Below are 23,796 nucleotides of genomic sequence, written 5' to 3'. Positions count from 1 at the left end.
ATTTTCCTATATCTGTGCATATTGACGAGTATACATTCTCATTTAGGGAAAATGTAAAGATGTAAAGGTAAAAACAATTTCCAGTTTTACCGTCTTCCTTTCACTCAGCTTTACGAATTTCAAAACGAACTAAAGTAATATCTTTTAAATAATGAATATTATGTATTGCGTTGCACTTTTGTTTATCACTTTCTTTATAGTCCTCTCATAAAGAACAGAACATCCTTGTTTTGCACATTCATATAACTTTTTTTAAGAAACATTTCTCAATGCTCTTAAGCCCATTTCACAACGACATTCGTGAGTGGTTTTGATTAATTTAACATACACAGAATTTGAAATAATAAAACCCTACGAATATTCGTAGCTCTTATTCAAAAGATAAAACGATAAATTATCATTATAATTCAATATATTAAAGCAATTTTATCATAAATAAATTAGATGTTAATCTAAATATTTAGATTTATGTTATATTCCTTTGATTTATATTGATAATTCATTACTTTATAACTTAAAATAAAGATTTATAAAGATAGGAGAATATTCCTTTCAAGACCTTTTAATAATAAACCAAAAAACTGTTTTCTTGTACATAACAAGCAAAATGAAAATAATAGCTCTAAGATACAACAACTCTTTTATAAGCCTTTTCAAGGAAAGAAATTTTATTCATTTGAATAACTAATCGAATAATGATAGCTTATAACTTTATAAGGATAATCGTATGCAATAAATCTTGTATTTTTCCTTTCATAAAAAGAGATGTTTCTTCAAAAAATCTATAAGAGCAACACAATAACTAGTCTTCCTAGTAAAAGAATACACAGTAAAGCATGAAGTGCTGCATAATCTATCTTATCTTAAAAAGGTGACTCCTGAAACGCTTGGAAGCTATAAAGCCAAATGATAAAGTGGTGATAAAGACAAACACTGTCTTTATCTTTACAATTGTATTTTCCCCAATTACGCTGTATCTGCATTTCAGAAATACACCAGACAGATATTCATGATACATAGATGCCAACCAAATATAACAATGTAAAAAACACCTATGCAGAATGATTTAATTTAATTTTTTTCAAGAAAATCTTTTAGTGCCGCAAATGCCTCATCAGCTTTGTTCCCCTCAGGACCACCAGCCTGTGCCATATCAGAACGGCCACCTCCACCTTTACCACCAAGCATCGCTGAAAGAATACGAACGAGATCTACAGCATTTAACTTATCCGTTAAATCATCCGTAACACCGACAACAGCACTCCCTTTTCCATCCTCCGAGACACTAATAAAAGCAACCACTCCAGATCCAATTTGTTTTTTCTCAGAATCGACGAGCGCCTTAAGATCCCGTGGTAAAATATTTTTAACAACGCGTCCGGTAAAAGAAAACCCATTGATGATGATAATATCATCTTGGCTCCTTTCTGTTATTCCACCACTCAACATCATTTTCTTGCGTACATCATTCAATTCTTTTTCAAGTTTACGACGATCATCAAGCAAAATTCGCACCCGTTCTTCCACACCAGCAGAAGAAGTTTTTAAAAGATCAGCGATTTCATGAATACGTTCATCTTGGCGGCTAAGATAAAGACGGGCTTCTTTGCCTGTTAAAGCTTCAATACGCCGCACTCCAGCTGAAACAGAACTTTCAGAAACAATATGAATTAAACCAATATCACCTGTTCGCTCCACATGTGTCCCTCCACAAAGCTCAATTGACCAACGCTTTTTTAATCTTTCCTGTTCAAGTGGCTCCCCCATAGAAACAACGCGAACTTCATCACCATATTTTTCACCAAACAATGCCATGGCTCCTTCAGAAATGGCCTCATCTACAGCCATGAGGCGCGTTATTACTTTACTATTTTGCAAAATAATCTCATTGGCTAAATCTTCTATTTTTTTCAACTCTTTTGGTGAAACGGATTTTGGATGGGAAAAATCAAAACGCAACCGATCTGGCGATACAAGAGAACCCTTTTGTGTAACATGGTCCCCCAATGTTTGGCGTAAAGCTTCGTGTAACAAATGAGTAGCAGAGTGATTCGCACGAATTTTCTTACGACGAACAATATCAACCGTTAATTCTACACAATCAGACCTCGATGCCTGACCAGATTTCACCTCCCCAATATGGATAAAAACACCATCACCCTTTCTTTGGGTATCATGCACCTTAAAAATAAAATTTTCACCAGAAATGATACCGCTATCACCAATTTGCCCACCAGATTCACCATAAAAAGGTGTCTGATTAACAACAAGCATAGCTTTCTGATCTGAAGAAATATGATCAACAATTTTACCATCACATACAAGAGCTGTAAGAATACCTTTCGCTGTCTCAGTTTCATAACCTAAAAACTCTGTGGCCCCCACTTGATCACGAACAGAAAACCAGATTTTCTCTGTTCCAGCTTCTCCAGAACCAGACCAATTGGCACGTGCCTCCTCTTTTTGGCGTTCCATCGCTTTATCAAAAGCACCAACGTCAACAGATATTCCGCGACGACGAAGAACATCTTGCGTCAAATCAAGCGGAAAACCATAGGTATCATAGAGCTTGAAAGCAACTTCACCATTCAAATAGTCCCCTTCTTTAAGATCGGTACTTGCTTCGTTCAACAAACCAAGTCCTCGTTCAAGCGTTTTACGAAAACGTATTTCTTCTAACCTTAAAGTTTCTGAAATCAAAGATTCAGCACGTGTCAACTCAGGATAAGCTTGTCCCATTTCGCGAATTAAAGCAGGTAAAAGTCGCCACATTAAGGGCTCTTTAGCACCAAGAAGATGCGCATGACGCATAGCACGACGCATAATACGACGTAAAACATATCCTCTTCCTTCATTAGAAGGAAGCACACCATCAGCAATCAAAAATGCAGATGAGCGAAGATGATCAGCAATGACACGATGGCTGGCAATAAAATCACCCTTTGCCTCAATCCCTGTAATTTCTTCTGATGCAGCAATTAATGCACGAAAAAGATCAATATCATAATTATCATGAACGCCCTGTAAAACAGCAGCAATACGCTCTAATCCCATACCGGTATCAATAGAAGGGTGAGGTAAGTTAACACGTTCTTCCTTGGAAACTTGCTCATACTGCATAAAAACAAGATTCCAAATCTCAATAAAGCGATCCCCATCTTCATTAGCACTTCCAGGAGGACCGCCCCATATTTCATCACCATGATCATAAAAAATCTCCGAACAAGGACCACAAGGGCCTGTTTCTCCCATCGACCAAAAATTATCAGCCGTCGCAATACGAACAATTTTTTCATCTGGAAGACCTGAAATTTTACGCCACAGTTCAGCAGCAACATCATCACTCTGATAAACTGTCACCAACAATTTATCTTTTGGCAGGCAAAATTCCTTTGTTAAAAGATTCCATGATAAAAAAATAGCTTCTTCTTTGAAATAATCACCGAAAGAAAAATTACCCAGCATTTCAAAAAATGTATGATGGCGCGCCGTATAACCAACATTATCAAGATCATTATGCTTTCCACCTGCACGAACACATTTTTGTGCCGTTGTTGCCTGCGTATAAGAAGGTTGTTCAAGTCCAGTAAAAACATTTTTAAACTGCACCATCCCTGCATTTGTAAACATAAGTGTAGGATCATTCCGCGGAACAAGCGGACTAGAAGAAAGAACTTTATGCCCATTACGATGAAAATAATCCAAAAATGTTGACCGAATATTATTAACACTATTCATGTTGACACCTGCTCAATACAGCACAAAACCATAAAAGAAAAATCCCCCCTCATTAAATCCTCTTCGCCACGCATGGAGTCAATTTAATCAAAAATGGAATATTTGTTTTAAAAAATTGAGAAAAAAATGACTGCGTATTTAAAAACTCAAACAAAAAAACAGAAAAATCTTAAAGAAAAAAAATTATAGACGACCCCCCCATCAAATGGCTTCATCACTTTCTATATTTTCTGACCCTGCATTTTCTAACAATTCAATCGCAATCAAACCAGCATTTTGGCGCAAAGCTGCTTCAATCTCTGTAGCTATTTCCACATGTTCACGTAAAAACTGCTTTGCATTCTCACGCCCCTGCCCTAAACGCTGAGAATTATAAGAAAACCATGCACCAGATTTTTCAACAACACCAACCTTGACACCCAAATCAATCAATTCACCTACTTTGGAAATACCTTCACCATAAATAATATCAAACTCAACCTGTTTGAATGGAGGTGCCAATTTATTTTTCACCACTTTAACGCGCGTCTGATTACCAACGATTGAATCCCTATCTTTAATGGATCCAATGCGACGAATATCTAAACGAACAGAAGCATAAAACTTTAAAGCGTTTCCACCCGTTGTCGTTTCAGGAGAACCAAACATCACACCAATTTTCATGCGAATTTGATTAATAAAAACAACCATACAGTTAGAGCGAAAAATTGCTGCGGTTAATTTTCGTAACGCTTTACTCATTAACCGAGCTTGCAATCCGGGCAAAGCATCACCCATTTCACCGTCAATTTCTGCTCGCGGTGTTAAAGCTGCGACAGAATCCACAACAAGCACATCAACGGCACCAGAACGAACCAACGTTTCTGTAATTTCCAATGCCTGTTCACCGGTATCTGGCTGAGAAATGAACAAGTTTTCTAAATCAACACCAAGCTTACGCGCATAAATAGGATCAAGCGCATGCTCTGCATCAATAAAAGCACAAATCCCACCACCTTTCTGTGCCTCAGCAATAGCATGGAGAGCCAATGTTGTTTTCCCAGAACTTTCTGGTCCATAAATCTCAACAATACGCCCCTTCGGTAATCCACCAATCCCTAAAGCAATATCCAAGGATAACGACCCTGTTGGAATTGTTTCAATTTCAACAACCTGCTCTTTTTGCCCAAGACGCATAATCGAGCCTTTACCAAAAGAACGTTCAATTTGTGAGAGAGCAGCATCGAGAGCTTTTGTTTTATCCACGATTATATCCTTGACCGAATTCATAATAACCTAAAACTTTAGTGTATACTGTACTTTTAATTTAACTAAAGGCTTGAGTTTAGAGTTTCACAGACTATTTCCATTCCTATCTCCACATTATGTCCATAAACATTCATGACCATCACAATAAAGAATTGGCATTGCTTATCTTATGACACATAATAAACTCCAATAAAGTAATATCTCTATGGGAGCATAGTTAACATATTTATATCTCTCTAGAAAAGGAACAATTTAATTTTAAACACAATGTTCTACAACCCTTCTGCTTATCCCTTTGATTAAATACTTGAGAGACTAAGAATTCTCCCGCTATTGATCACACAAAAAACGCATCATCAATCAACCTCATACCCTATTGCATCGAAGAACAAAACGCTATTGTGTTGCATATTCATGCACTTGATTTAAGAAACATCTCTCAAAACTTCCAAGCTCATTTTGTGACAACACCTATGAATGTGGTATACTGCAAAACCCTTTAGGCACCACCATCTTTACTCTATAGAAGGAGCAAGCCGGCACCATCACACTATTTATCATCCTCCAATATTGCAACAGCTCTCGGCACTTGAGACAATTCATAGGAGGGATTTTTAGTCCTTTCTTGTACAGTTTTTATCACACGCTAATCCTGCTTGTAACATGCAAGCGAATAACTTGATTGCTTCAACAAATAACAGACTTGGGATGAGAGAAATTTACGGTATTTGAAACTTTCATTCAACTTACGAAACAGTTAATTATCATTATAAGTCAATATATTATTTAATAAAACCAAAATAAATAAAGCAGCTTAAAAGTTGAATGATATATTTAAATTTGAAAAAATATGCACTTTTGAAGATATCAAAAAAATCTCTACAAGCAATGCAATAAATTGTTTAAAATATAAGCTAAATTTCTCATACAATAACATAAGAGATCAATAAAAAACGTATTTCAACTCAAATTTTATTTTGATCTTTACGTTTTTTGCGCAACTGTTGCCACCACTCAAGACGTTTCACAATTTCACGCTCAAAACCACGCTCAACTGGTTTATAATAACTCTGACGTCCAAGTTTTTCGGGAAAATATTCTTGTCCTGAAAAAGCATCTGGTTCATCATGGTCATAACAATAACCACTTCCATACCCTTCTTCCTTCATAAATTTCGTAGGAGCATTAAGAATATGCTTAGGAGGTGGTAAAGAGCCATTTTTGCGTGCACAACGCAGTGCTGCTTTATACGCAAGATATGCTGCATTTGACTTTGGCGCAGTTGCAACATAAAGACATGCTTGCGCCAAGGCCAACTCTCCTTCTGGTGATCCTAAATAATCATAGGCATCTTTTGCTGCATTACAAATGACAAGAGCTTGAGGATCCGCCAAACCAATATCTTCAACGGCCATACGAACCAATCTTCGCCCAATATAGAGAGGATCTTCACCAGCATCCAACATACGTGCCAAATAATAAAGCGCAGCATCAGGATCAGATCCACGAACGGATTTATGCAACGCTGAAATGAGATTATAATGCCCATCTCGTCCTTTATCATAAATAGGCGCACGACGCTGAATAACTTTTTGCAAAGCAACAACATCAAGAATCTCTCCCAATGGCGCAATAGACCAAACTTCCTCTGCCAATGTTAACGCAACCCGCGCATCACCATCAGACATCTCTATCAAAACGTCTCTGGCATCATTATCCAAGGGAAGAGTTTTTCCCTCCACTTCTTCAGCACGCCTCAAAAGCATGTCCAAACTTTCATGATCATGAGAAAGAAATGTTAAAACACGTGCACGCGAAAGAAGGGCAGCATTCAGTTCAAAAGAAGGATTTTCGGTTGTTGCACCTATAAGTACCACAGTACCCTCTTCCATCACAGAAAGAAAACTATCCTGCTGTGCACGATTAAACCGATGAATTTCATCAACAAAGAGAAGTGTTTTATCCCCAGATATAAAACGCCTCTGCGCAACTTCAAAAATCTTTTTAAGTTCAGAAACTCCTGTAAAAATAGCAGAAACCTGTTCAAACGCGAAATTTGTTTCAAGGGCTAACAAACGTGCAACGGTCGTTTTTCCCGTCCCTGGAGGTCCCCAAAAAATCATCGATCCAATTGAGCCTGTTGCCGCCATACGTGAAAGCAAACCATCCTCTCCAATCAAATGCTTTTGTCCCACAACATCATTGAGAGAACAAGGGCGCATTCTTTCTGCAAGTGGCTGATTTTTATTAACTTGAAAATCAAACGACGAAGTAAAAAAATCTTTCTTCAAAAAAAACCTCAACGAATAAATTGGCGAATATACATACCATCACGTTCATATTCCAATTGCCACATATTTGAGCGACCTTGCATAAGAACCTTTTTCAACTGATGAACTGTTTGAATTTTATGGCCATTTACAACACGTAGAATATCTCCTGACTGAAAAATTCCAGCTGCATTGCTCATTTCCTCAAGATTGGTAATCACAACCCCTTTTGCAGATATAGGAAGATGAAAACGTCGACTATTTTGCGGTGTTAAATCTAACACCTCAGCACCAGCAAGAGGACTGTCACCCGTAATTTTTTCAGATTTTAAAAATGCAGTTTCTGATATTGATGAAACTGTTATTTGTGTTTTTAAAGTTTTTCCACTTCGTAAATATTCCAAGGCAAGACTATGCTCAACGTCAGCTGTCATCAAACGATAACCAAGACTATCTGGACTGTCAACGCGTACCCCCTGCACACTCAAAATAACATCACCTACTTTCAATCCAGCTTTTTCAGCAGGACTATCTTTGATAACTTCAACAATAAGAGCACCATAGGGACGTTCTAAACCTAAACCACCAGCAATATCAGCTGTAACATTTTGAAAAGAAGCCCCAATATAAGGCGGCACAAAATATTTTCCACCGCGTTTAACAGTATCAAGCATCACTTTTACAAGATTAACTGGAATAGCAAAACCAATCCCTACAGAACCACCGGAACGCGAATAGATAGCCGTATTAATTCCGATTAACTGACCTTTCATATCAATTAAAGCGCCACCAGAATTCCCTGGATTAATGGCTGCGTCTGTTTGAATAAAAAAGTCAAAATCAGAAATCCCAACACGTGTACGCGCTTGCGCTGAAACAATACCACTTGTAACTGTTTGACCAACACCAAAGGGATTACCAATAGCAAGAACAAGATCACCAACTTCAACAGTATCAGAATTTCCCAAAGAAAGAGCCGGAAATTGAGCATCTTTTTCCTTAACTTCAAGAATTGCAATATCAGTTGCTTCATCTTTGAGCACGACCTTACTCTCAAACTCCCGTCCATCAGAAAAAGCCACTTTAATTTCGCTTGCATCTTTAATGACGTGGTAATTTGTAACGATCAAACCACGTGCATCAACAATCACCCCTGATCCTAATGACGATTGCTTACGAACAGGAAATTTATTTTGAAAACGACCAAAAAATTGCTCAAAAAATGGATCGCCTTCAAAAGGTGATCGAGCTCTAATTTGTCGAGCTGCATAAATATTTACAACAGATGGAACTGTCTTTTTAACTAAAGGAGCAAATGAAAGGGTGATTTCTGTTTGTGTTTGAGGAACATGAGCATATACATGATCAAATGATATCTGCATCATAATTGCAAAAAAAATCCGCACCCAAAAAGAATACCTCATAATCCACTCCTTATAAAATCAGCACATTCTGTTGAAGATTAATAGAATAAAAAAACGTATCCCCGCAAATTAAGGACCTCTATTAATATTTCATAATAGAGAATAAAAACAACCTATTTGAACAATAAATATTATAAAAATAAGATAATTCAATATTCTATAATTTTCTCTCTGCACCTATTTCTCAACTAAAACAAACTTAAAAATGCTCACAAAAAAACCGCCCAAGACAAGGCGGCCTTTAAAAATCCAACAGAATAAAAAACTCTACGAAGATGTTCCCTTTTCATTCTCAGAAGCTTCCATGCGAGCACGATCCCAAGCACCCTTCGCTTCAACATCACGATCAACAAATTCTATAACAGCCATGGGCGCATTATCACCGGTACGAAACCCCGCTTTCATAATACGCAAATACCCACCGTTGCGTGATGCATAACGTGGCGCAAGCGTATCAAATAATTTTGCAACCTTTCCTGCATCACGAAGTGCTGCAATAGCTTGCCGACGCGCATGCAAACCACCACGCTTACCAAGAGTAACGAGTTTTTCAACAATAGGACGAATTTCCTTAGCCTTTGGAAGTGTTGTCACAATCTGCTCATGCTCGATCAACGAAGTTGCCATATTTGCAAACATCGCTTTACGGTGACTGGCAGTACGGTTCAACTTGCGTCCTGACTTACTATGGCGCATAAGCCCTCTCCTTAAATTCTAATTTTAATATTGATCTTCATAACGTTTTGCAAGATCATCAATGTTTTCAGGCGGCCACGCAGGAATCTCCATCCCAAGATGTAAACCCATACACGCCAAAACTTCTTTAATCTCATTCAACGACTTGCGACCAAAGTTCGGTGTCCGAAGCATTTCAGATTCTGTTTTCTGAATCAGATCACCAATATAGACAATATTATCATTCTTAAGACAATTTGCCGAACGAACTGAAAGTTCTAATTCATCCACTTTTTTGAGAAGAGCAGGATTAAAAGAAAGCTCAGAATCAGCCTCTTCAACAGGCTCCTTCTGTGGCTCTTCAAAGTTAATAAATAACGATAATTGATCCTGAAGAATGCGTGCTGCAAAAGCAACAGCATCCTCACCATTAACAGCACCGTTTGTTTCAATCGTGAGCGTTAATTTATCATAATCGAGAACTTGACCTTCGCGTGTATTTTCTACTTTATAAGATACCTTACGGATAGGTGAATAAAGACTATCAATTGGAATAAGCCCTATACGTGCATCATCAACACAATTACGATCAGATGGAACATACCCCTTTCCTGTGTTGACAATAAATTCCATACGAATTTCAGCTTCTTCATCAAGAGTACAAATAACATGATCTGGATTTAGAATTTCCATATCCCCAACTGTACTGATATCTCCCGCTTTCACGACACCAGGCCCCTCTTTATAAACGACGACACGTTTAGGCCCTTCTTCTTCCATACGAAGCGCAATTTCTTTTATATTCAGAATAATATCCGTAACATCCTCACGCACACCTGGAATCGATGAAAATTCATGCAAGACACCGTCAATCTGCACAGCAGTAATAGCAGCACCACGAAGCGAAGATAACAAAACGCGACGAAGCGCATTTCCTAACGTTAAACCAAAACCACGCTCAAGAGGTTCAGCAATCACACTTATAATATTTGGATTATCATGTGCACATGATTCAACCTTATTGGGTTTAATAAGTTCCTGCCAGTTTTTCTGGATCATATTTTTATTCCCGTTCTTTAGTTCCGTTACCATTCAATCGTAACGACCAATGTGAACATCAGAGAAATCTCCGACAACAAAAAACAACACCCAATTAAACACGCCGCCTTTTCCGCGGACGACATCCATTATGAGGAATTGGTGTTACATCGCGAATAGAAGTAATGACAAAACCAACAGATTGCAATGCACGTAAAGCAGATTCACGCCCTGATCCAGGTCCACAAACTTCAACTTCCAAAGAACGCATACCATGCTCTTGCGCTTTTCTTGCACAATCCTCCGCAGCAACTTGAGCAGCAAAAGGTGTCGATTTACGCGCACCTTTAAACCCCTGAGCTCCCGCAGATGACCAAGCAATTGCATTACCCTGAGCATCAGTAATAGTAATCATTGTGTTATTAAATGTTGAATTAATATGCACAACACCCGATGAAATATTTTTACGTTCGCGACGACGAACACGTGTGGCTTCCTTGGCCATAATTTCCCTTTCAACGATCTCATCACTGCCGTAACATCAGCAGCTCCACCTTTTTTCCTTGTCAAACAAATCAAACAAGAAAAAGAATATATAAAAAACCTTCCACAAAGGCCCTTATTTCTTCTTACCGGCGATTGCCTTAGCCGGACCTTTACGTGTACGGGCATTCGTATGTGTACGCTGTCCTCGGACAGGCAAAGATCGGCGATGACGCAATCCCCGATAACAACCAAGATCCATCAAACGCTTAACATTCATAGCAACCTCACGACGAAGATCACCTTCAACTTGATACCCCTGATCTATTGCCTCACGAATCTGCAGCACCTCAGCATCTGAAAGCTCATGCACACGACGCCCCAAAGGAATGCCAACTCTTTCAATAATTTCTTGAGCAAATTTTGGTCCAATCCCGTGGATATATTGAAGCGCAATAATTACACGCTTATTTGTCGGGATATTGACGCCAGCAATACGAGCCACGCCTACTCTCCTTAGTTATTTTGACAAATTGTTATAAAACACCTGATATACTTTACAGAAAAAAATAGACTCAGAAAAAAAAATGCTTCCGAATCCTATTATTTCACTAAAATAAATTAAATTCACTTTTGATAGATTTCATCTCAAAAGTCAACTCTTTTCATTTATTTTTAAAAAAAATCTCATGAAAGAAACCCTCTAATCATACGTGTCACTTCAGCAACACCAATCATTCCATCAATAACCTTCAACATTCCCCTCTCTGAATAAAATTTTGATAAGGGAGCTGTTTTTTCACGATATTCTACTAATCTTTTTGCAAAAGCAACAGGATTGTCATCTAAACGAACCTGTCCACCAGTCGCTATTGTTTCCTCAACACGCTTCTTCATACGTTCAATCAACACGTCTTCATCAACACACAATTCAATAACAGCATTAAGCCACATATTTTTTGAATCCAGTATCTGTTGCAACGCTTCTGCTTGCCCCACAGTTCGCGGATATCCATCCAAAACAAAACCGTTTACACAATCAGCTTCATCAATCCGATCTGATACGATTTGATTAACAATACTATCAGGTACCAAAGCACCAGAACTTATAATAGCTTTAGCTTTTTTACCAATCTCCGTTTCTTTGGCAATCACCTCACGCAACATATCCCCTGTTGATAAATGAGGAATGTTATATTCCTCAGTCAACATTTTTGCTTGCGTACCTTTTCCCGCTCCAGGAGGACCTAAAAGAATAACTCTCATCGATTCCTTCTACCTCCACGAAGTTTTGATTTTTTTATCAACCCTTCATATTGGTGGGCAACAAGATGCCCCTGAATTTGAGCAACCGTATCAAGTGTAACAGTAACAACAATCAACAAGGATGTTCCCCCAAGATAAAAAGGAACCTGTAATGCAGATATCATAAATTCAGGTAACAAACAAACCAAGATAATATAAATAGCGCCCACAACAGTAATACGCGTCAAAACGTAATCAATATATTCGGCTGTACGCTCACCTGGACGAATCCCTGGAATAAAACCAGAATGTTTTTTCAACTGATCTGCAGTATCACTTGGATTAAACACAATAGCTGTATAAAAAAAGCAAAAAAACGCCATTAAAAATGCATAAACAATCATATAAAGTGGCTGTCCATGACCAAGAGCATAAGAAATCTCCTGAACCCATTGTGGCATTTTATCAGAAAAATTATTAATAGTGGCAGGTAATAATAATAAAGATGAAGCAAAAATAGGTGGAATAACACCAGCAGTATTCAACTTTAAAGGAAGATGCGACATATCTCCTTGAAACATTTGATTACCGACCTGACGTTTCGGGTATTGGATAAGAATTCGCCGTTGCGCACGCTCTATAAAAACAATAAGCCCAATAACCAAAACAGCAATAAGAACGATTCCTATTAAAAGAAAAGTTGATAAATCAGCCTGACTATGAGCTGTCAAAAGCTGAGCAAAAGTAGAAGGAAAGTTGGCTACAATCCCTGTAAAAATGATAAGAGAAACCCCATTACCAATACCACGTGACGTAATTTGCTCGCCAAGCCACATAAGAAACATCGTTCCGCCAACAAGCGTAATAACAGAAGAAATACGAAACATAAGACCTGGTTCTAAAACAATTTGAAGCCCCGACCCTATACCGCTTTCAAGCGCAACCGCAATACCAAAAGCTTGTAGAATTGCCAATACGACTGTTACATAACGCGTATATTGATTGATAATCTTACGACCTAAATCCCCTTCTTTTTTAAGAGTTTCCAAAGAAGGAATAATAGATGTTAACAATTGCACAATAATAGATGCCGATATATAAGGCATGATACCCAGCGCAAAAATAGCCATACGCCCAACGGCACCTCCAGCAAACATATTAAAGAGTCCTAATACACCCGACGCGTGATGTTCAAATGTTTGCCGCAAAGCATCGATATTGATGCCTGGAAGAGAGATGTAAGTGCCAAAACGATATACAAGAAGCGCCAACAGAGTAAACCAGATGCGTTTCTTTAATTCAGTTGCACGCGAAAAGGTGCCGAAATTTATATTGGAAGCAAATTGCTCTGCTGCTGATGCCATAAAACGTCTCCACTTTACACTCCAGTTCTTCAAATCACAGAAGTATAATCCTAAAATTCATATATGCATACACAAACAAATGCAGAACTTAAACAATTCTCCACAAAAGATCCCACAAAACAGATATTATTCTTCTTTAGGTCTCTATTCATATCAAAAAATTATCGAGCAATATCAGGAAGAATAACCTGGCCACCCACTTTTTCAATCTTAACACGAGCAGCTTGTGAAGCACCAGAAACATGAAAGGTAATCTTAGCCTTCAAATCACCATCAGAAAGAAGACGAACCCCATCTTTTTCACGACGAATAATACCAGCCTCTTTCAAAGAAACCATATCAACAGGCTTTTCAATATTCAACTTACCTGCATCAACTGCCAACTGAATACGTCCCAGTGAAACTTCATTGTAGGTTTTAGCAAAGAAATTCCTAAATCCACGTTTTGGCAAACGACGATAGATAGGCATTTGCCCACCTTCAAAACCATTAAGGGAAACACCAGAACGTGACTTTTGCCCTTTTACACCACGTCCACCAGTCTTACCCGTACCGGAACCAATACCACGCCCAACACGCTTACGATTTTTTGTTGCGCCTTCGCAATCACGCAGTTCATTGAGTTTCATATCTAATACTCCCGCAACCCTTAACCTTCATCTATAACGCGAACAAGATGCCGAACCCGAGCAATCATACCCCGCACACAAAGTGTATCATCTAAAACGCGCCGACGACGCATTTTATTTAGTCCAAGCCCCTTTAAGGTTGCACGCTGAATCTGTGAGTTTCGAATAGGGCTTCCAATTTGTTCCACCGTCACAGTTTTACCACTCTGAGATTTTTTCTGAACCATTTCCTAATTCCTTTTCTGATAATCTCAGAAACTACCCTTCTAGGTCGACTAAATGGCGACGACGCGCCTGCAAAGTCGAATACTTTATACCACGTTGAGCAGCAATATCTCTAGGATGCATTTGATGTTTCAATGCATCAAATGTTGCACGAACCATGTTATAAGGATTCGACGACCCTAGTGATTTTGCAACGACATCCTGCATACCAAGAGCTTCAAAAATAGCACGCATCGGTCCCCCAGCAATAATACCAGTACCAGCAGAAGCCGAACGTAGCAAAACACGCCCAGCTCCGTGACGACCTTCAAGATCATGATGCAATGTACGCCCAGACCGAAGCGGAACATAAATCATCCCACGTTTCGCAGATTCCGTTGCTTTACGAACGGCTTCTGGAACTTCACGGGCTTTACCATGTCCAAAACCCACACGCCCTTTTTGATCTCCAACGACAACAAGAGCAGCAAAACCAAAACGCCGACCACCCTTTACAACTTTAGCAACACGATTGATATGAACGAGCCTATCGACAAATTCATTATCGCGTTCTTCTCTCTCACCACGTTCTTTTTGTGCCATTCCTCATTCCTTTTTCTTTTCCGGAAGCACGATAACAAAGTCCCTCATCAAACTGGAAGAACTTAAACGAAATACTCTAAACTCTCCTTACTCATTCATAAATAAGAAATTTTAGAAATTCAAACCACCTTCACGAGCAGCTTCAGCTAAAGCTTTGACGCGACCATGGTACACATACGCTCCACGATCAAAAACCACCTCATTAACACCCGCTTTCTTCGCACGCTCAGCAATTAACTTACCAACAGCAAAGGCCGCCTTTTTATCAGCACCACTCTTTAACGATTTTTTCAAATCACTTTCAAGAGTAGAGGCTGAAACAAGTGTACATCCCCGCAAATCATCGATAACTTGAGCATAAATGTTCTGATTTGAACGATAAACACTAAGCCGAGGACGATCATGAGAAACCATTTTAATTCTACGACGAACACGCCTTGCACGACGTTGGATAATGTCCTTAGATGAAACCATAATACAAAATCCTTATTTCTTTTTACCTTCTTTACGGAAGATACGTTCATCTGCATGCTTAACACCTTTACCTTTATAAGGCTCAGGCCTACGATACTCACGAATCTCCGCTGCAACTTGTCCAACTTGCTGTTTATCAATTCCAGAAACAACAATTTCCGTTGGCTTAGGAACAGTCACAGTAACACCCGACGGAACTTTATAAACCACATCATGCGAAAAGCCCAGAGATAGTTGAACATCCTTACCCTGCAAAGCAGCACGATAACCAACCCCATTAATCTCCAACCTCTTTTCAAAACCATCTTTCACACCACAAAAAATGTTCTCAATCATTGAGCGCGACATACCCCATTTAGAACGCGCATCTTTTGACTGATCCCGCGGCATAACTGATATGATATTTTCCTCAAGTTTGACTAAGACTTCATCATTGACGACGTAACTCAGCTCACCTTTTGGACCTTTTGCCTTAACCAGCTGACCTTCAACAGTAGCAGTAACTCCAGAAGGAATTGAAATGGGTTTCTTTCCAATACGAGACATTGTTCTAACCTACTTTTTCTTCCGTTTTCTTGACATAACTTAGAAAACACGACAAAGGAGTTCTCCACCAACATTCTGTTCACGCGCCTTATGATCTGCCATGACACCTTTAGGAGTCGATAAAATCGAAATACCAAGGCCATTTGCCACCTGAGGAAGTGACTTAGCAGAAACATACACACGACGCCCTGGCTTTGATACACGTGAAATCTCACGAATAGCAGCCAGCCCTTCAAAATACTTCAATTCGATTTCAATCTCAGCTTTCCCATCACCTAAATCAATTTGATTATATCCGCGAATATAACCTTCCGACTGAAGAACATCAAGAACGTGCGCACGAAGCTTCGAAGCTGGAGTAACTACTTTACCTTTTTTACGACCAAGTGCATTACGAATACGTGTTAGCATATCACCAAGAGGATCTGACATAGACATTAAATAATCTCCTCTTACCAACTAGACTTTACAATACCAGGAATATAGCCAATAGAGCCAAGCTCACGCAACGCAATTCGCGACATTTTTAATTTACGATAATAAGCCCGCGGACGACCTGAAACCTCACAGCGATTACGAATACGAACTTTCGAAGAATTACGCGGCAACTCTGCCAGCTGAACAGAAGCTTTAAAACGTTCTTCAAGAGAAACCTTCTGATCCATAACTATTGCTTTCAAACGTGCACGACGGGCAGCATAGCGCTTTACCATCACCTCACGACGCTTATTTTTTTCAACGGCACTTACTTTGGCCATAATTTCACCTCACTACGTTTGCCGTTACGAACGAAAAGGAAAATTAAAAGCACGCAATAACTCACGAGCTTCATCATCCGTTTTTGCTGTCGTACAAACGATAATATCCATACCCCAAATTTGATCAACTTTATCATAGTTGATTTCTGGAAACACAATGTGTTCTTTAATACCCATAGCAAAATTGCCACGACCATCAAAACTCTTTGGATTTAAACCACGAAAGTCACGAACCCGCGGAAGAGCAATCGTCACAAGACGATCTAAAAACTCAAACATACGATCTTTACGCAATGTAACTTTAGCCCCAAGAGGCATTCCTTCACGAACCTTAAAGGTCGCAATAGAATTACGCGCACGCGTAACAACAGCCTTCTGACCCGTTATTAGCCCTAAATCCTCAGCGGCAAGGGAAGGCTTCTTCGAATCAGCAGTTGCTTCACCTATCCCCATATTTATTACAACTTTATCAATCCGCGGAATTTGCATCGCATTTCTGTAATTAAACTTCTCTTGAAGCACTTTACGAATCACTTCAAAATAATGCGCTTTCATACGCGGTATTTGTCTTTCCTCAGCCATTAATCAACTCTCCCGAACGCTTGGCAAAACGAACTTTATTACCATCTGCATTCATACGAAAGCCTACACGTGTAGGCTTACCATCTTTAGGATCAGCAATCGCCAAATTAGACAGATGAATCGGAGCTTCTTTAGAAATAATTCCAGCTTCTTGCTTCTGCGTTTGACGTTGATGACGTTTAATCATATTAATCCCACGAACAAAAGCCTTATTCTCTTTTGGACTAACCTTAATTACTTCACCACTACATCCTTTATCCTTACCGGACAAAACAACAACTTTATCACCTTTTCGAATCTTCTGCATAACATTTACTCCTTACAGAACTTCAGGAGCAAGCGAGATGATCTTCATATGATTCCTACCACGCAATTCACGGGGAACAGGTCCAAAGATACGAGTACCGATCGGCTCTTTTTTATTATCTACTAAAACCGCAGCATTACTATCAAAACGAATGACACTACCATCTGCGCGACGAATATCCTTAGCAGTACGAACCACAACAGCTTTCATAACATCACCTTTTTTAACACGGCCACGAGGAATTGCATCCTTAACCGAAACAACAATAATGTCACCGACCGAAGCATATTTCCGCTTTGAACCGCCTAACACTTTGATGCACATGACACGACGCGCTCCAGAATTATCAGCAACGTCGAGGTTTGTTTGCATCTGAATCATGACTGGCCACCTTCTCTTAACACATATATCCGATTGAATCTTTTACACACTCGGATTTGCCTGCCAAATAACGATAAAGTTATCGCCTTCAAATTTATCAATGATAACCACACTGTTAAATTCTAAAACAATAAGCTTAACTCATTACGCTACATTGTCTTTTACAACAATCCAACATTTATCTTTCGAAATTGGTCTAGATTCCTGAATAGAAACTTGATCCCCAATCTTGAATTGGTTGTTTTCGTCATGCGCTTTATAATTTTTAGACTGCCGAACAGTCTTCTTAAGAAGCGGATGAGAATAACGGCGTTCAACTTTGACAACAACAGTCTTATCACTTTTGTCGCTAATAACAACACCCTGCAAAACGCGTTTAGGCATCTCTTATTTCCTTAAACCTTACTTTCACTTATCTTTTGACGAAGAAAAGTTTTAATACGCGCAATATCACGACGAACTTGTCTAACGCGCGCAGTCTTTTCTAATTGACCTGTTGCTTTTTGAAAACGCAAATTAAATTGCTCTTTCTTTAACTTAGCCAATTCATCTTTCATTTGGTCGAGCGTTTGCGCCCGTAATTCTGTGGCTCTCATCGCTTATAACCTCATTATTCAGCAATACGCTGGATGAAACGCGTTTTTATAGGCAACTTTGCAGCACCCAATCTTAGTGCTTCACGTGCAACATCCTCCGGAACTCCATCAAGCTCAAACATGACGCGCCCAGGAGCAACACGTGCAGCCCAATAATCAACACTTCCCTTACCTTTACCCATACGAACTTCAGTCGGTTTAGATGTAACCGGAAGATCTGGAAAAATGCGAATCCACACACGACCAGAACGCTTCATATAACGTGTAATCGCACGACGCGCCGCTTCAATTTGACGAGCAGTAACCCGCTCCGGCTCAACAGCCTTCAAACCGTAGGCACCGAAATTCAAATCCGTACCACCCTTCGCAAAACCGTGAATACGGCCTTTGAACTGTTTACGGAACTTTGTGCGCTTTGGCTGCAACATTGTTCTCTACTCCAAATTTTAGTTCAATCTCAAAAACTAAGCATTTTCGCGGCGACGATTCGATGAAGAACCAGATTGATCAGCTTCCGTAGCACGACGTTCTGAAGCCATCGGATCATGCTCAAGAATCTCACCCTTAAAGACCCAAACTTTAATACCACAAATACCATAAGCGGTCTTAGCTTCTGCTGTACCGTAATCAACATCAGAACGCAAGGTATGAAGTGGAACACGACCTTCACGATACCATTCCATACGAGCAATTTCAGCACCACCAAGACGGCCAGAACAATTGATACGAATACCTTCCGCACCAAGACGCATAGCAGACTGAACAGCACGCTTCATTGCACGACGAAAAGCAACACGACGCTCTAACTGTTGAGCAATTGATTGCGCAATAATTGTCGCATCAATCTCCGGTTTACGAATCTCCACAATATTCAATGAAGTTTCAGCATCCGTCATTTCTGAGAGTTTACGACGAAGCTTTTCGATATCAGCACCCTTTTTACCAATAATCAAACCAGGACGTGCAGAATGAATTGTAATACGACACTTTTTATGAGGACGCTCAATAACAACCTTAGAAATAGCCGCCTGTTTAAGTTCCTCAAGCACATATGAACGAATTTTCAAATCTTCGTGAAGAAGGCGCCCATATTCACCACTATCAGCATACCAACGAGAGTCCCAAGTCCGATTAACACCAAGACGAAGTCCTATTGGATTGATCTTCTGCCCCATTACGCGGCCTCCACTTTTTCGGTAACTTCACGAACAATAACAGTAAGATGCGAAAATGGACGTTCAATTCTACTAGCACGCCCTCGACCACGAACATGAAAGCGCTTCATCACTATCGACTTACCAACATAAGCTTCCGCCACAACAAGCGAATCAATATCAAGATCGTGGTTATTTTCTGCATTTGCAATTGCTGATTCAAGCGTTTTTTTCACAGTAGCAGCAATTCGCTTGCGTGAAAACATCAAATCAGCGAGCGCTACATTAACTCTTTTACCACGAATCATTGCAGCAACTAAATTAAGCTTCTGCGGACTAACACGAATTGTCCGCGTGACAGCTCTTGCTTCATTATCTTTAAGCTGGCGCGAAACTTTAGCTTTTCCCATTCCTACTTCCTCTTCGCTTTCTTATCGGCACCATGACCATAATAAGTCCGGGTAGGAGCGAACTCACCAAACTTATGCCCAACCATCTCTTCAGAAACAGAAACAGGAATATGCTTATTACCGTTGTAAACACCAAAAGTTAAACCAACAAATTGCGGTAAAATAGTAGAGCGACGACTCCATATTTTTATAACTTCGTTGCGCCCACTTGCACGTACCTTCTCTGCTTTACCAAGAAGATAGCCGTCAACAAACGGACCTTTCCACACTGAACGAACCACCTCAGACTACCTTTCTCATTTCTTGCGTTGATGACGCGTACGCATAATAAATTTATCAGTGGCTTTATTGGAGCGCGTACGCTTACCTTTCGTAGGTTTACCCCAGGGAGAAACTGGATGGCGCCCCCCCGATGTACGACCTTCACCACCACCGTGTGGATGATCAACGGGGTTCATAGCAACACCACGAACATGTGGACGTTTACCACGCCAACGTGACCGTCCCGCCTTACCATCATTAATATTCCCATGATCAGGATTTGAAACAGCGCCAACAGTTGCAAAACAGCTACTCGGAACCAAACGCTGCTCACCAGAATTTAAACGAAGAATAGCCATACCATGATCTCGTCCAACCAACTGCGCATAAGCACCTGCTGAACGTGCAATCTGTCCGCCTTTCCCTGGCTTCATCTCAACATTATGAATAATTGTACCTACAGGCATATTAGCAAGAGGCATAGCATTACCTGGTTTAACATCCACATTTAAACCAGCCATAACAGAATCACCAACACCAAGACGCTGTGGTGCAAGAATATAACTCAATTGCCCATCCTCATAGCGGATTAAAGCAATAAAAGCGGTACGATTAGGATCGTATTCTAAACGCTCAACCTTTGCTGAAACATCACGTTTAAGACGCTTAAAGTCGACAAACCGATAACTACGTTTATGTCCACCACCCTGAAAACGAGCAGTAACACGACCGCGATTATTACGTCCACCCTTTGAAGACAAACCTTCAGTTAACATCTTTACAGGTTTTCCCTTATAAAGACAAGAACGTTCCACAATAACAAGCTGACGCTGCCCAGGTGTCGTTGGATTAAACTGCTTAAGTGCCATTATTCCTATCTCCGAGCCTCTTAAAGACCTGTCGAAACGTCGATAGTCTGACCACTGGCCAGAGTTACGATCGCTTTTTTGACATCACTCTGCCGACCAACTATACCTTTGAAACGCTTCACTTTACCCTTACGGACTATCGTGTTAACTGCTTTAACTTTTACGCTAAAAAGCGCTTCAATAGCAGCCTTAATCTCAGGCTTCGTCGCTTTCGGCGCGACATTAAAAGCAACTTGATTATATTCAGAAATCATAGTCGCCTTTTCAGTAATAACTGGACTAATAATTATATCATAATGGCGAAGATCTGTCATTTAAAACGCTCCTCAAGAGCCTCAACAGCTGCTTTTGATAAAACAAGTTTGCTGCGACGCAAAATATCATAAACATTAATTCCCTGAATAGGCAAAATGTCAATATTAGGGATATTAGAGGCTGCACGAAAAAAGTTAATATCAATCTCTTTACCATCAATCAAGAGAGCGTTATTAAATCCAAGCTTAGAAAAATGAGAAACAAGCATTTTCGTTTTAGCATCCTTAACAGTCAACTCATCCACAATAATTAAATCTTTTGCTTTTAATTTTGCAGATAAAGCAAGACGTAACCCAAGAGCACGAATCTTTTTAGGAAGATCATGCGCATGGCTACGAACCACCGGTCCATGTGCCTTACCCCCACCCCTAAACTGCGGTGCACGTGCAGATGAATGTCGAGCACGCCCAGTTCCTTTCTGTTTAAACATTTTTGCCCCTGTTCGCGACACATCAGAACGACCTTGGGATTGATGACTTCCCTGCTGACGACGTGCAAGCTGCCAACGAACAACACGTTGCAAAATATCCTCACGCGGAACAAGATCAAAAATAGCTTCAGAAACCTTTAATTTGCCAGCTTCATTACCATCAAGAGTTTTAATTACAAGATCCATTATTAGGCTCCCTCAACCTCAGAGGTTTCCGTCACCGGAGTACCCATTTCCGCTTTCTCCTTCACAAGACGGCGAATACCAGCAGGCTTTGGAGCATTATCAGGAAGACGCTTCTTCACAGCATCCCGTATCAAAATCCAAGAACCTTTAGAACCAGAAACAGCACCACGCACTAAAATTAAACCACGCTCACTATCAGTGGAAATAACTTCAATATTCTGTGTTGTTACACGCACTTGCCCCATATGGCCAGCCATTTTTTTACCTTTAAAAACTTTACCAGGATCTTGGCACTGCCCTGTAGAACCATGAGCACGATGTGTAATCGAATTACCATGAGAAGCACGATGTCCACCAAAGTTATGTCGTTTCATAACACCAGCAAACCCCTTACCAATACTGGTACCAGTCACATCAACTCTTTGTCCTGGAACAAAATGTTCCACTGTAATCTCAGTACCAACATCAAGAAGATTGTCGGGGCTCACACGAAACTCTGCTATTTTGGCTTTAGGCTCAACAGAAGCCTTAGCAAAATGTCCACGAAGAGCTTGTGAAGTATTCTTAACCTTAGCAAAGCCTACACCTAATTGAACAGCAGTATAACCATTCTTTTCAACTGTACGCTGAGCAACGACTTGACAATTCTCCAAACGAAGTACCGTCACCGGCACATGCTCACCAGCATCATTATAAATACGGGTCATGCCCAGCTTCTGTGCTATTACACCTGAACGCATCGGGTCTGTTCCTTCTGTCCTCAAACCTCAGAGCTTAATTTCTACATCCACACCAGCAGAAAGATCGAGCTTCATAAGCGCATCCACTGTTTGCGGCGTTGGATCAACAATGTCAAGAAGACGCTTATGTGTACGCATTTCAAACTGCTCACGGCTCTTCTTATCGATATGCGGTCCACGATTGACCGTAAACTTCTCAATCCGCGTAGGAAGCGGAATGGGACCACGGACATTTGCACCGGTACGTTTAGCAGTCGATACAATCTCACGCGTCGACGTATCAAGAATTCTATGATCAAACGCTTTTAGGCGAATGCGGATATTTTGACTGTTCATGCTCTTTATTTCCCTGTTATACAAAGCACCTCAAATAATCAAGGTGCTCAACAAGCATTATTTATTCAATGATCTTAGAGACGATACCGGCACCAACAGTACGACCACCTTCACGAATAGCAAAACGAAGTTTTTCCTCCATTGCTATTGGAACGATCAACGAAACATCCATGGCAACATTGTCGTCTGGCATAACCATTTCCGTTCCTTCTGGAAGCGTAACAATACCTGTAACATCCGTCGTACGGAAGTAAATCTGAGGACGATAATTCGTGAAAAATGGTGTATGACGTCCACCTTCATCTTTTGTCAAAATGTAAGCTTCTGCTTTAAAACGTGTATGAGGTGTAACGGATCTTGGCTTTGCCAATACTTGACCACGCTCAATCCCTTCACGGTCAACACCACGTAGCAGAGCCCCTATATTATCACCCGCTTGACCTTGATCCAAAAGCTTGCGGAACATTTCAACGCCTGTAACCGTCGTCTTAGACGTTGGACGAATACCGATAATCTCGATTTCCTCTCCA

Annotated in this window: 32 protein-coding genes; all 32 read right to left on the bottom strand. The window is 40.1% G+C overall.

What is annotated here, in order from left to right; translation table 11 throughout:
- Nucleotides 1-1,071 precede the first annotated feature (1,071 nt).
- Entirely contained in the window at nt 1,072-3,738 is a 2,667-nt protein-coding gene (gene alaS, locus ACFIMM_RS00175) for an alanine--tRNA ligase (protein ID WP_375681803.1), read from the bottom strand.
- 201 nt (nt 3,739-3,939) lie between these two features.
- The gene (gene recA / locus ACFIMM_RS00170; RefSeq protein WP_273791424.1) at nt 3,940-4,983 is read right to left on the bottom strand and encodes a recombinase RecA; all 1,044 of its coding nucleotides are present in this window, start codon (nt 4,981-4,983) and stop codon (nt 3,940-3,942) included.
- A gap of 968 nt (nt 4,984-5,951) precedes the next feature.
- Nucleotides 5,952-7,277, bottom strand: a complete 1,326-nt coding sequence (locus tag ACFIMM_RS00165) for a replication-associated recombination protein A (protein ID WP_375613137.1) — start codon at nt 7,275-7,277, stop codon at nt 5,952-5,954.
- Between the two features lie 8 nt (nt 7,278-7,285).
- A complete protein-coding gene (locus ACFIMM_RS00160) occupies nt 7,286-8,680 on the bottom strand; it encodes a DegQ family serine endoprotease (protein WP_375611486.1) in 1,395 nt (464 codons plus the stop codon).
- Between the two features lie 267 nt (nt 8,681-8,947).
- Entirely contained in the window at nt 8,948-9,376 is a 429-nt protein-coding gene (gene rplQ / locus ACFIMM_RS00155; RefSeq protein ID WP_375629010.1) for a 50S ribosomal protein L17, read from the bottom strand.
- 24 nt (nt 9,377-9,400) lie between these two features.
- Complete coding sequence (locus ACFIMM_RS00150; RefSeq protein WP_375611485.1) at nt 9,401-10,414, bottom strand: DNA-directed RNA polymerase subunit alpha; 1,014 nt, start codon at nt 10,412-10,414, stop codon at nt 9,401-9,403.
- Between the two features lie 94 nt (nt 10,415-10,508).
- Nucleotides 10,509-10,898 (bottom strand): 30S ribosomal protein S11, encoded by a 390-nt coding sequence (gene rpsK / locus ACFIMM_RS00145; protein ID WP_007347762.1) that lies wholly within the window; start codon nt 10,896-10,898, stop codon nt 10,509-10,511.
- A gap of 114 nt (nt 10,899-11,012) precedes the next feature.
- Entirely contained in the window at nt 11,013-11,381 is a 369-nt protein-coding gene (gene rpsM, locus ACFIMM_RS00140) for a 30S ribosomal protein S13 (RefSeq protein ID WP_026500557.1), read from the bottom strand.
- A gap of 182 nt (nt 11,382-11,563) precedes the next feature.
- The gene (locus tag ACFIMM_RS00135) at nt 11,564-12,142 is read right to left on the bottom strand and encodes an adenylate kinase (RefSeq protein WP_375613140.1); all 579 of its coding nucleotides are present in this window, start codon (nt 12,140-12,142) and stop codon (nt 11,564-11,566) included.
- Nucleotides 12,139-13,485: a preprotein translocase subunit SecY gene (gene secY, locus ACFIMM_RS00130; RefSeq protein ID WP_375611483.1), complete on the bottom strand. Its 1,347-nt coding sequence runs from the start codon at nt 13,483-13,485 to the stop codon at nt 12,139-12,141. The genes ACFIMM_RS00135 and secY overlap by 4 nt, the downstream gene beginning before the upstream one ends.
- Nucleotides 13,486-13,646: 161 nt before the next feature.
- Nucleotides 13,647-14,114 carry a 50S ribosomal protein L15 gene (rplO, locus tag ACFIMM_RS00125; protein WP_375613141.1) on the bottom strand — a complete coding sequence of 156 codons (468 nt, stop codon included), beginning with the start codon at nt 14,112-14,114 and terminating at the stop codon, nt 13,647-13,649.
- A 20-nt stretch (nt 14,115-14,134) separates the two neighbouring features.
- Nucleotides 14,135-14,341, bottom strand: a complete 207-nt coding sequence (rpmD, locus tag ACFIMM_RS00120; RefSeq protein ID WP_375611481.1) for a 50S ribosomal protein L30 — start codon at nt 14,339-14,341, stop codon at nt 14,135-14,137.
- 31 nt (nt 14,342-14,372) lie between these two features.
- The gene (gene rpsE, locus ACFIMM_RS00115; RefSeq protein ID WP_015856574.1) at nt 14,373-14,921 is read right to left on the bottom strand and encodes a 30S ribosomal protein S5; all 549 of its coding nucleotides are present in this window, start codon (nt 14,919-14,921) and stop codon (nt 14,373-14,375) included.
- 111 nt (nt 14,922-15,032) lie between these two features.
- Entirely contained in the window at nt 15,033-15,395 is a 363-nt protein-coding gene (rplR, locus tag ACFIMM_RS00110) for a 50S ribosomal protein L18 (RefSeq protein WP_273791414.1), read from the bottom strand.
- A 12-nt stretch (nt 15,396-15,407) separates the two neighbouring features.
- Nucleotides 15,408-15,941: a 50S ribosomal protein L6 gene (gene rplF, locus ACFIMM_RS00105; protein WP_273791413.1), complete on the bottom strand. Its 534-nt coding sequence runs from the start codon at nt 15,939-15,941 to the stop codon at nt 15,408-15,410.
- Between the two features lie 39 nt (nt 15,942-15,980).
- A complete protein-coding gene (gene rpsH, locus ACFIMM_RS00100; RefSeq protein WP_375629006.1) occupies nt 15,981-16,379 on the bottom strand; it encodes a 30S ribosomal protein S8 in 399 nt (132 codons plus the stop codon).
- A 14-nt stretch (nt 16,380-16,393) separates the two neighbouring features.
- The gene (gene rpsN, locus ACFIMM_RS00095) at nt 16,394-16,699 is read right to left on the bottom strand and encodes a 30S ribosomal protein S14 (RefSeq protein ID WP_273791412.1); all 306 of its coding nucleotides are present in this window, start codon (nt 16,697-16,699) and stop codon (nt 16,394-16,396) included.
- 24 nt (nt 16,700-16,723) lie between these two features.
- Nucleotides 16,724-17,281 (bottom strand): 50S ribosomal protein L5, encoded by a 558-nt coding sequence (gene rplE / locus ACFIMM_RS00090; protein ID WP_375611477.1) that lies wholly within the window; start codon nt 17,279-17,281, stop codon nt 16,724-16,726.
- Entirely contained in the window at nt 17,274-17,588 is a 315-nt protein-coding gene (rplX, locus tag ACFIMM_RS00085; RefSeq protein WP_015856579.1) for a 50S ribosomal protein L24, read from the bottom strand. Before rplX ends, rplE begins: the two co-directional genes overlap by 8 nt.
- 12 nt (nt 17,589-17,600) lie before the next feature.
- The gene (rplN, locus tag ACFIMM_RS00080) at nt 17,601-17,969 is read right to left on the bottom strand and encodes a 50S ribosomal protein L14 (RefSeq protein ID WP_004855715.1); all 369 of its coding nucleotides are present in this window, start codon (nt 17,967-17,969) and stop codon (nt 17,601-17,603) included.
- Between the two features lie 144 nt (nt 17,970-18,113).
- A complete protein-coding gene (gene rpsQ, locus ACFIMM_RS00075) occupies nt 18,114-18,353 on the bottom strand; it encodes a 30S ribosomal protein S17 (protein WP_012231991.1) in 240 nt (79 codons plus the stop codon).
- An 11-nt stretch (nt 18,354-18,364) separates the two neighbouring features.
- A complete protein-coding gene (gene rpmC / locus ACFIMM_RS00070; protein ID WP_375606714.1) occupies nt 18,365-18,565 on the bottom strand; it encodes a 50S ribosomal protein L29 in 201 nt (66 codons plus the stop codon).
- 14 nt (nt 18,566-18,579) lie between these two features.
- Nucleotides 18,580-18,993 carry a 50S ribosomal protein L16 gene (gene rplP / locus ACFIMM_RS00065; RefSeq protein ID WP_375611475.1) on the bottom strand — a complete coding sequence of 138 codons (414 nt, stop codon included), beginning with the start codon at nt 18,991-18,993 and terminating at the stop codon, nt 18,580-18,582.
- Between the two features lie 36 nt (nt 18,994-19,029).
- Entirely contained in the window at nt 19,030-19,740 is a 711-nt protein-coding gene (gene rpsC, locus ACFIMM_RS00060; RefSeq protein WP_273791408.1) for a 30S ribosomal protein S3, read from the bottom strand.
- Nucleotides 19,740-20,129: a 50S ribosomal protein L22 gene (gene rplV / locus ACFIMM_RS00055; RefSeq protein WP_273791407.1), complete on the bottom strand. Its 390-nt coding sequence runs from the start codon at nt 20,127-20,129 to the stop codon at nt 19,740-19,742. The genes rpsC and rplV overlap by 1 nt, the downstream gene beginning before the upstream one ends.
- Before the next feature lie 2 nt (nt 20,130-20,131).
- Complete coding sequence (rpsS, locus tag ACFIMM_RS00050; RefSeq protein ID WP_004855734.1) at nt 20,132-20,410, bottom strand: 30S ribosomal protein S19; 279 nt, start codon at nt 20,408-20,410, stop codon at nt 20,132-20,134.
- Nucleotides 20,411-20,425: 15 nt separating this feature from the next.
- Nucleotides 20,426-21,259: a 50S ribosomal protein L2 gene (gene rplB, locus ACFIMM_RS00045; protein WP_375611474.1), complete on the bottom strand. Its 834-nt coding sequence runs from the start codon at nt 21,257-21,259 to the stop codon at nt 20,426-20,428.
- Between the two features lie 20 nt (nt 21,260-21,279).
- Nucleotides 21,280-21,573, bottom strand: a complete 294-nt coding sequence (locus tag ACFIMM_RS00040; protein ID WP_273723987.1) for a 50S ribosomal protein L23 — start codon at nt 21,571-21,573, stop codon at nt 21,280-21,282.
- Entirely contained in the window at nt 21,570-22,190 is a 621-nt protein-coding gene (gene rplD, locus ACFIMM_RS00035) for a 50S ribosomal protein L4 (protein WP_375613145.1), read from the bottom strand. The genes ACFIMM_RS00040 and rplD overlap by 4 nt, the downstream gene beginning before the upstream one ends.
- A 2-nt stretch (nt 22,191-22,192) precedes the next feature.
- Complete coding sequence (gene rplC / locus ACFIMM_RS00030; protein ID WP_375638238.1) at nt 22,193-22,930, bottom strand: 50S ribosomal protein L3; 738 nt, start codon at nt 22,928-22,930, stop codon at nt 22,193-22,195.
- A 27-nt stretch (nt 22,931-22,957) separates the two neighbouring features.
- Nucleotides 22,958-23,266 carry a 30S ribosomal protein S10 gene (gene rpsJ, locus ACFIMM_RS00025; RefSeq protein ID WP_005773267.1) on the bottom strand — a complete coding sequence of 103 codons (309 nt, stop codon included), beginning with the start codon at nt 23,264-23,266 and terminating at the stop codon, nt 22,958-22,960.
- Between the two features lie 61 nt (nt 23,267-23,327).
- Nucleotides 23,328-23,796, bottom strand: a 469-nt coding sequence (locus tag ACFIMM_RS00020) for an EF-Tu/IF-2/RF-3 family GTPase (RefSeq protein WP_375692558.1), incomplete at its 5' end; no start/stop codon positions are given.

The sequence above is a fragment of the Bartonella sp. AP258QHHD genome, from assembly GCF_042196145.1.
Lineage (GTDB): Bacteria > Pseudomonadota > Alphaproteobacteria > Rhizobiales > Rhizobiaceae > Bartonella.
Note: the sequence above shows the minus strand (reverse complement) of the source record. Positions and strands in the feature narration are given on the sequence as shown.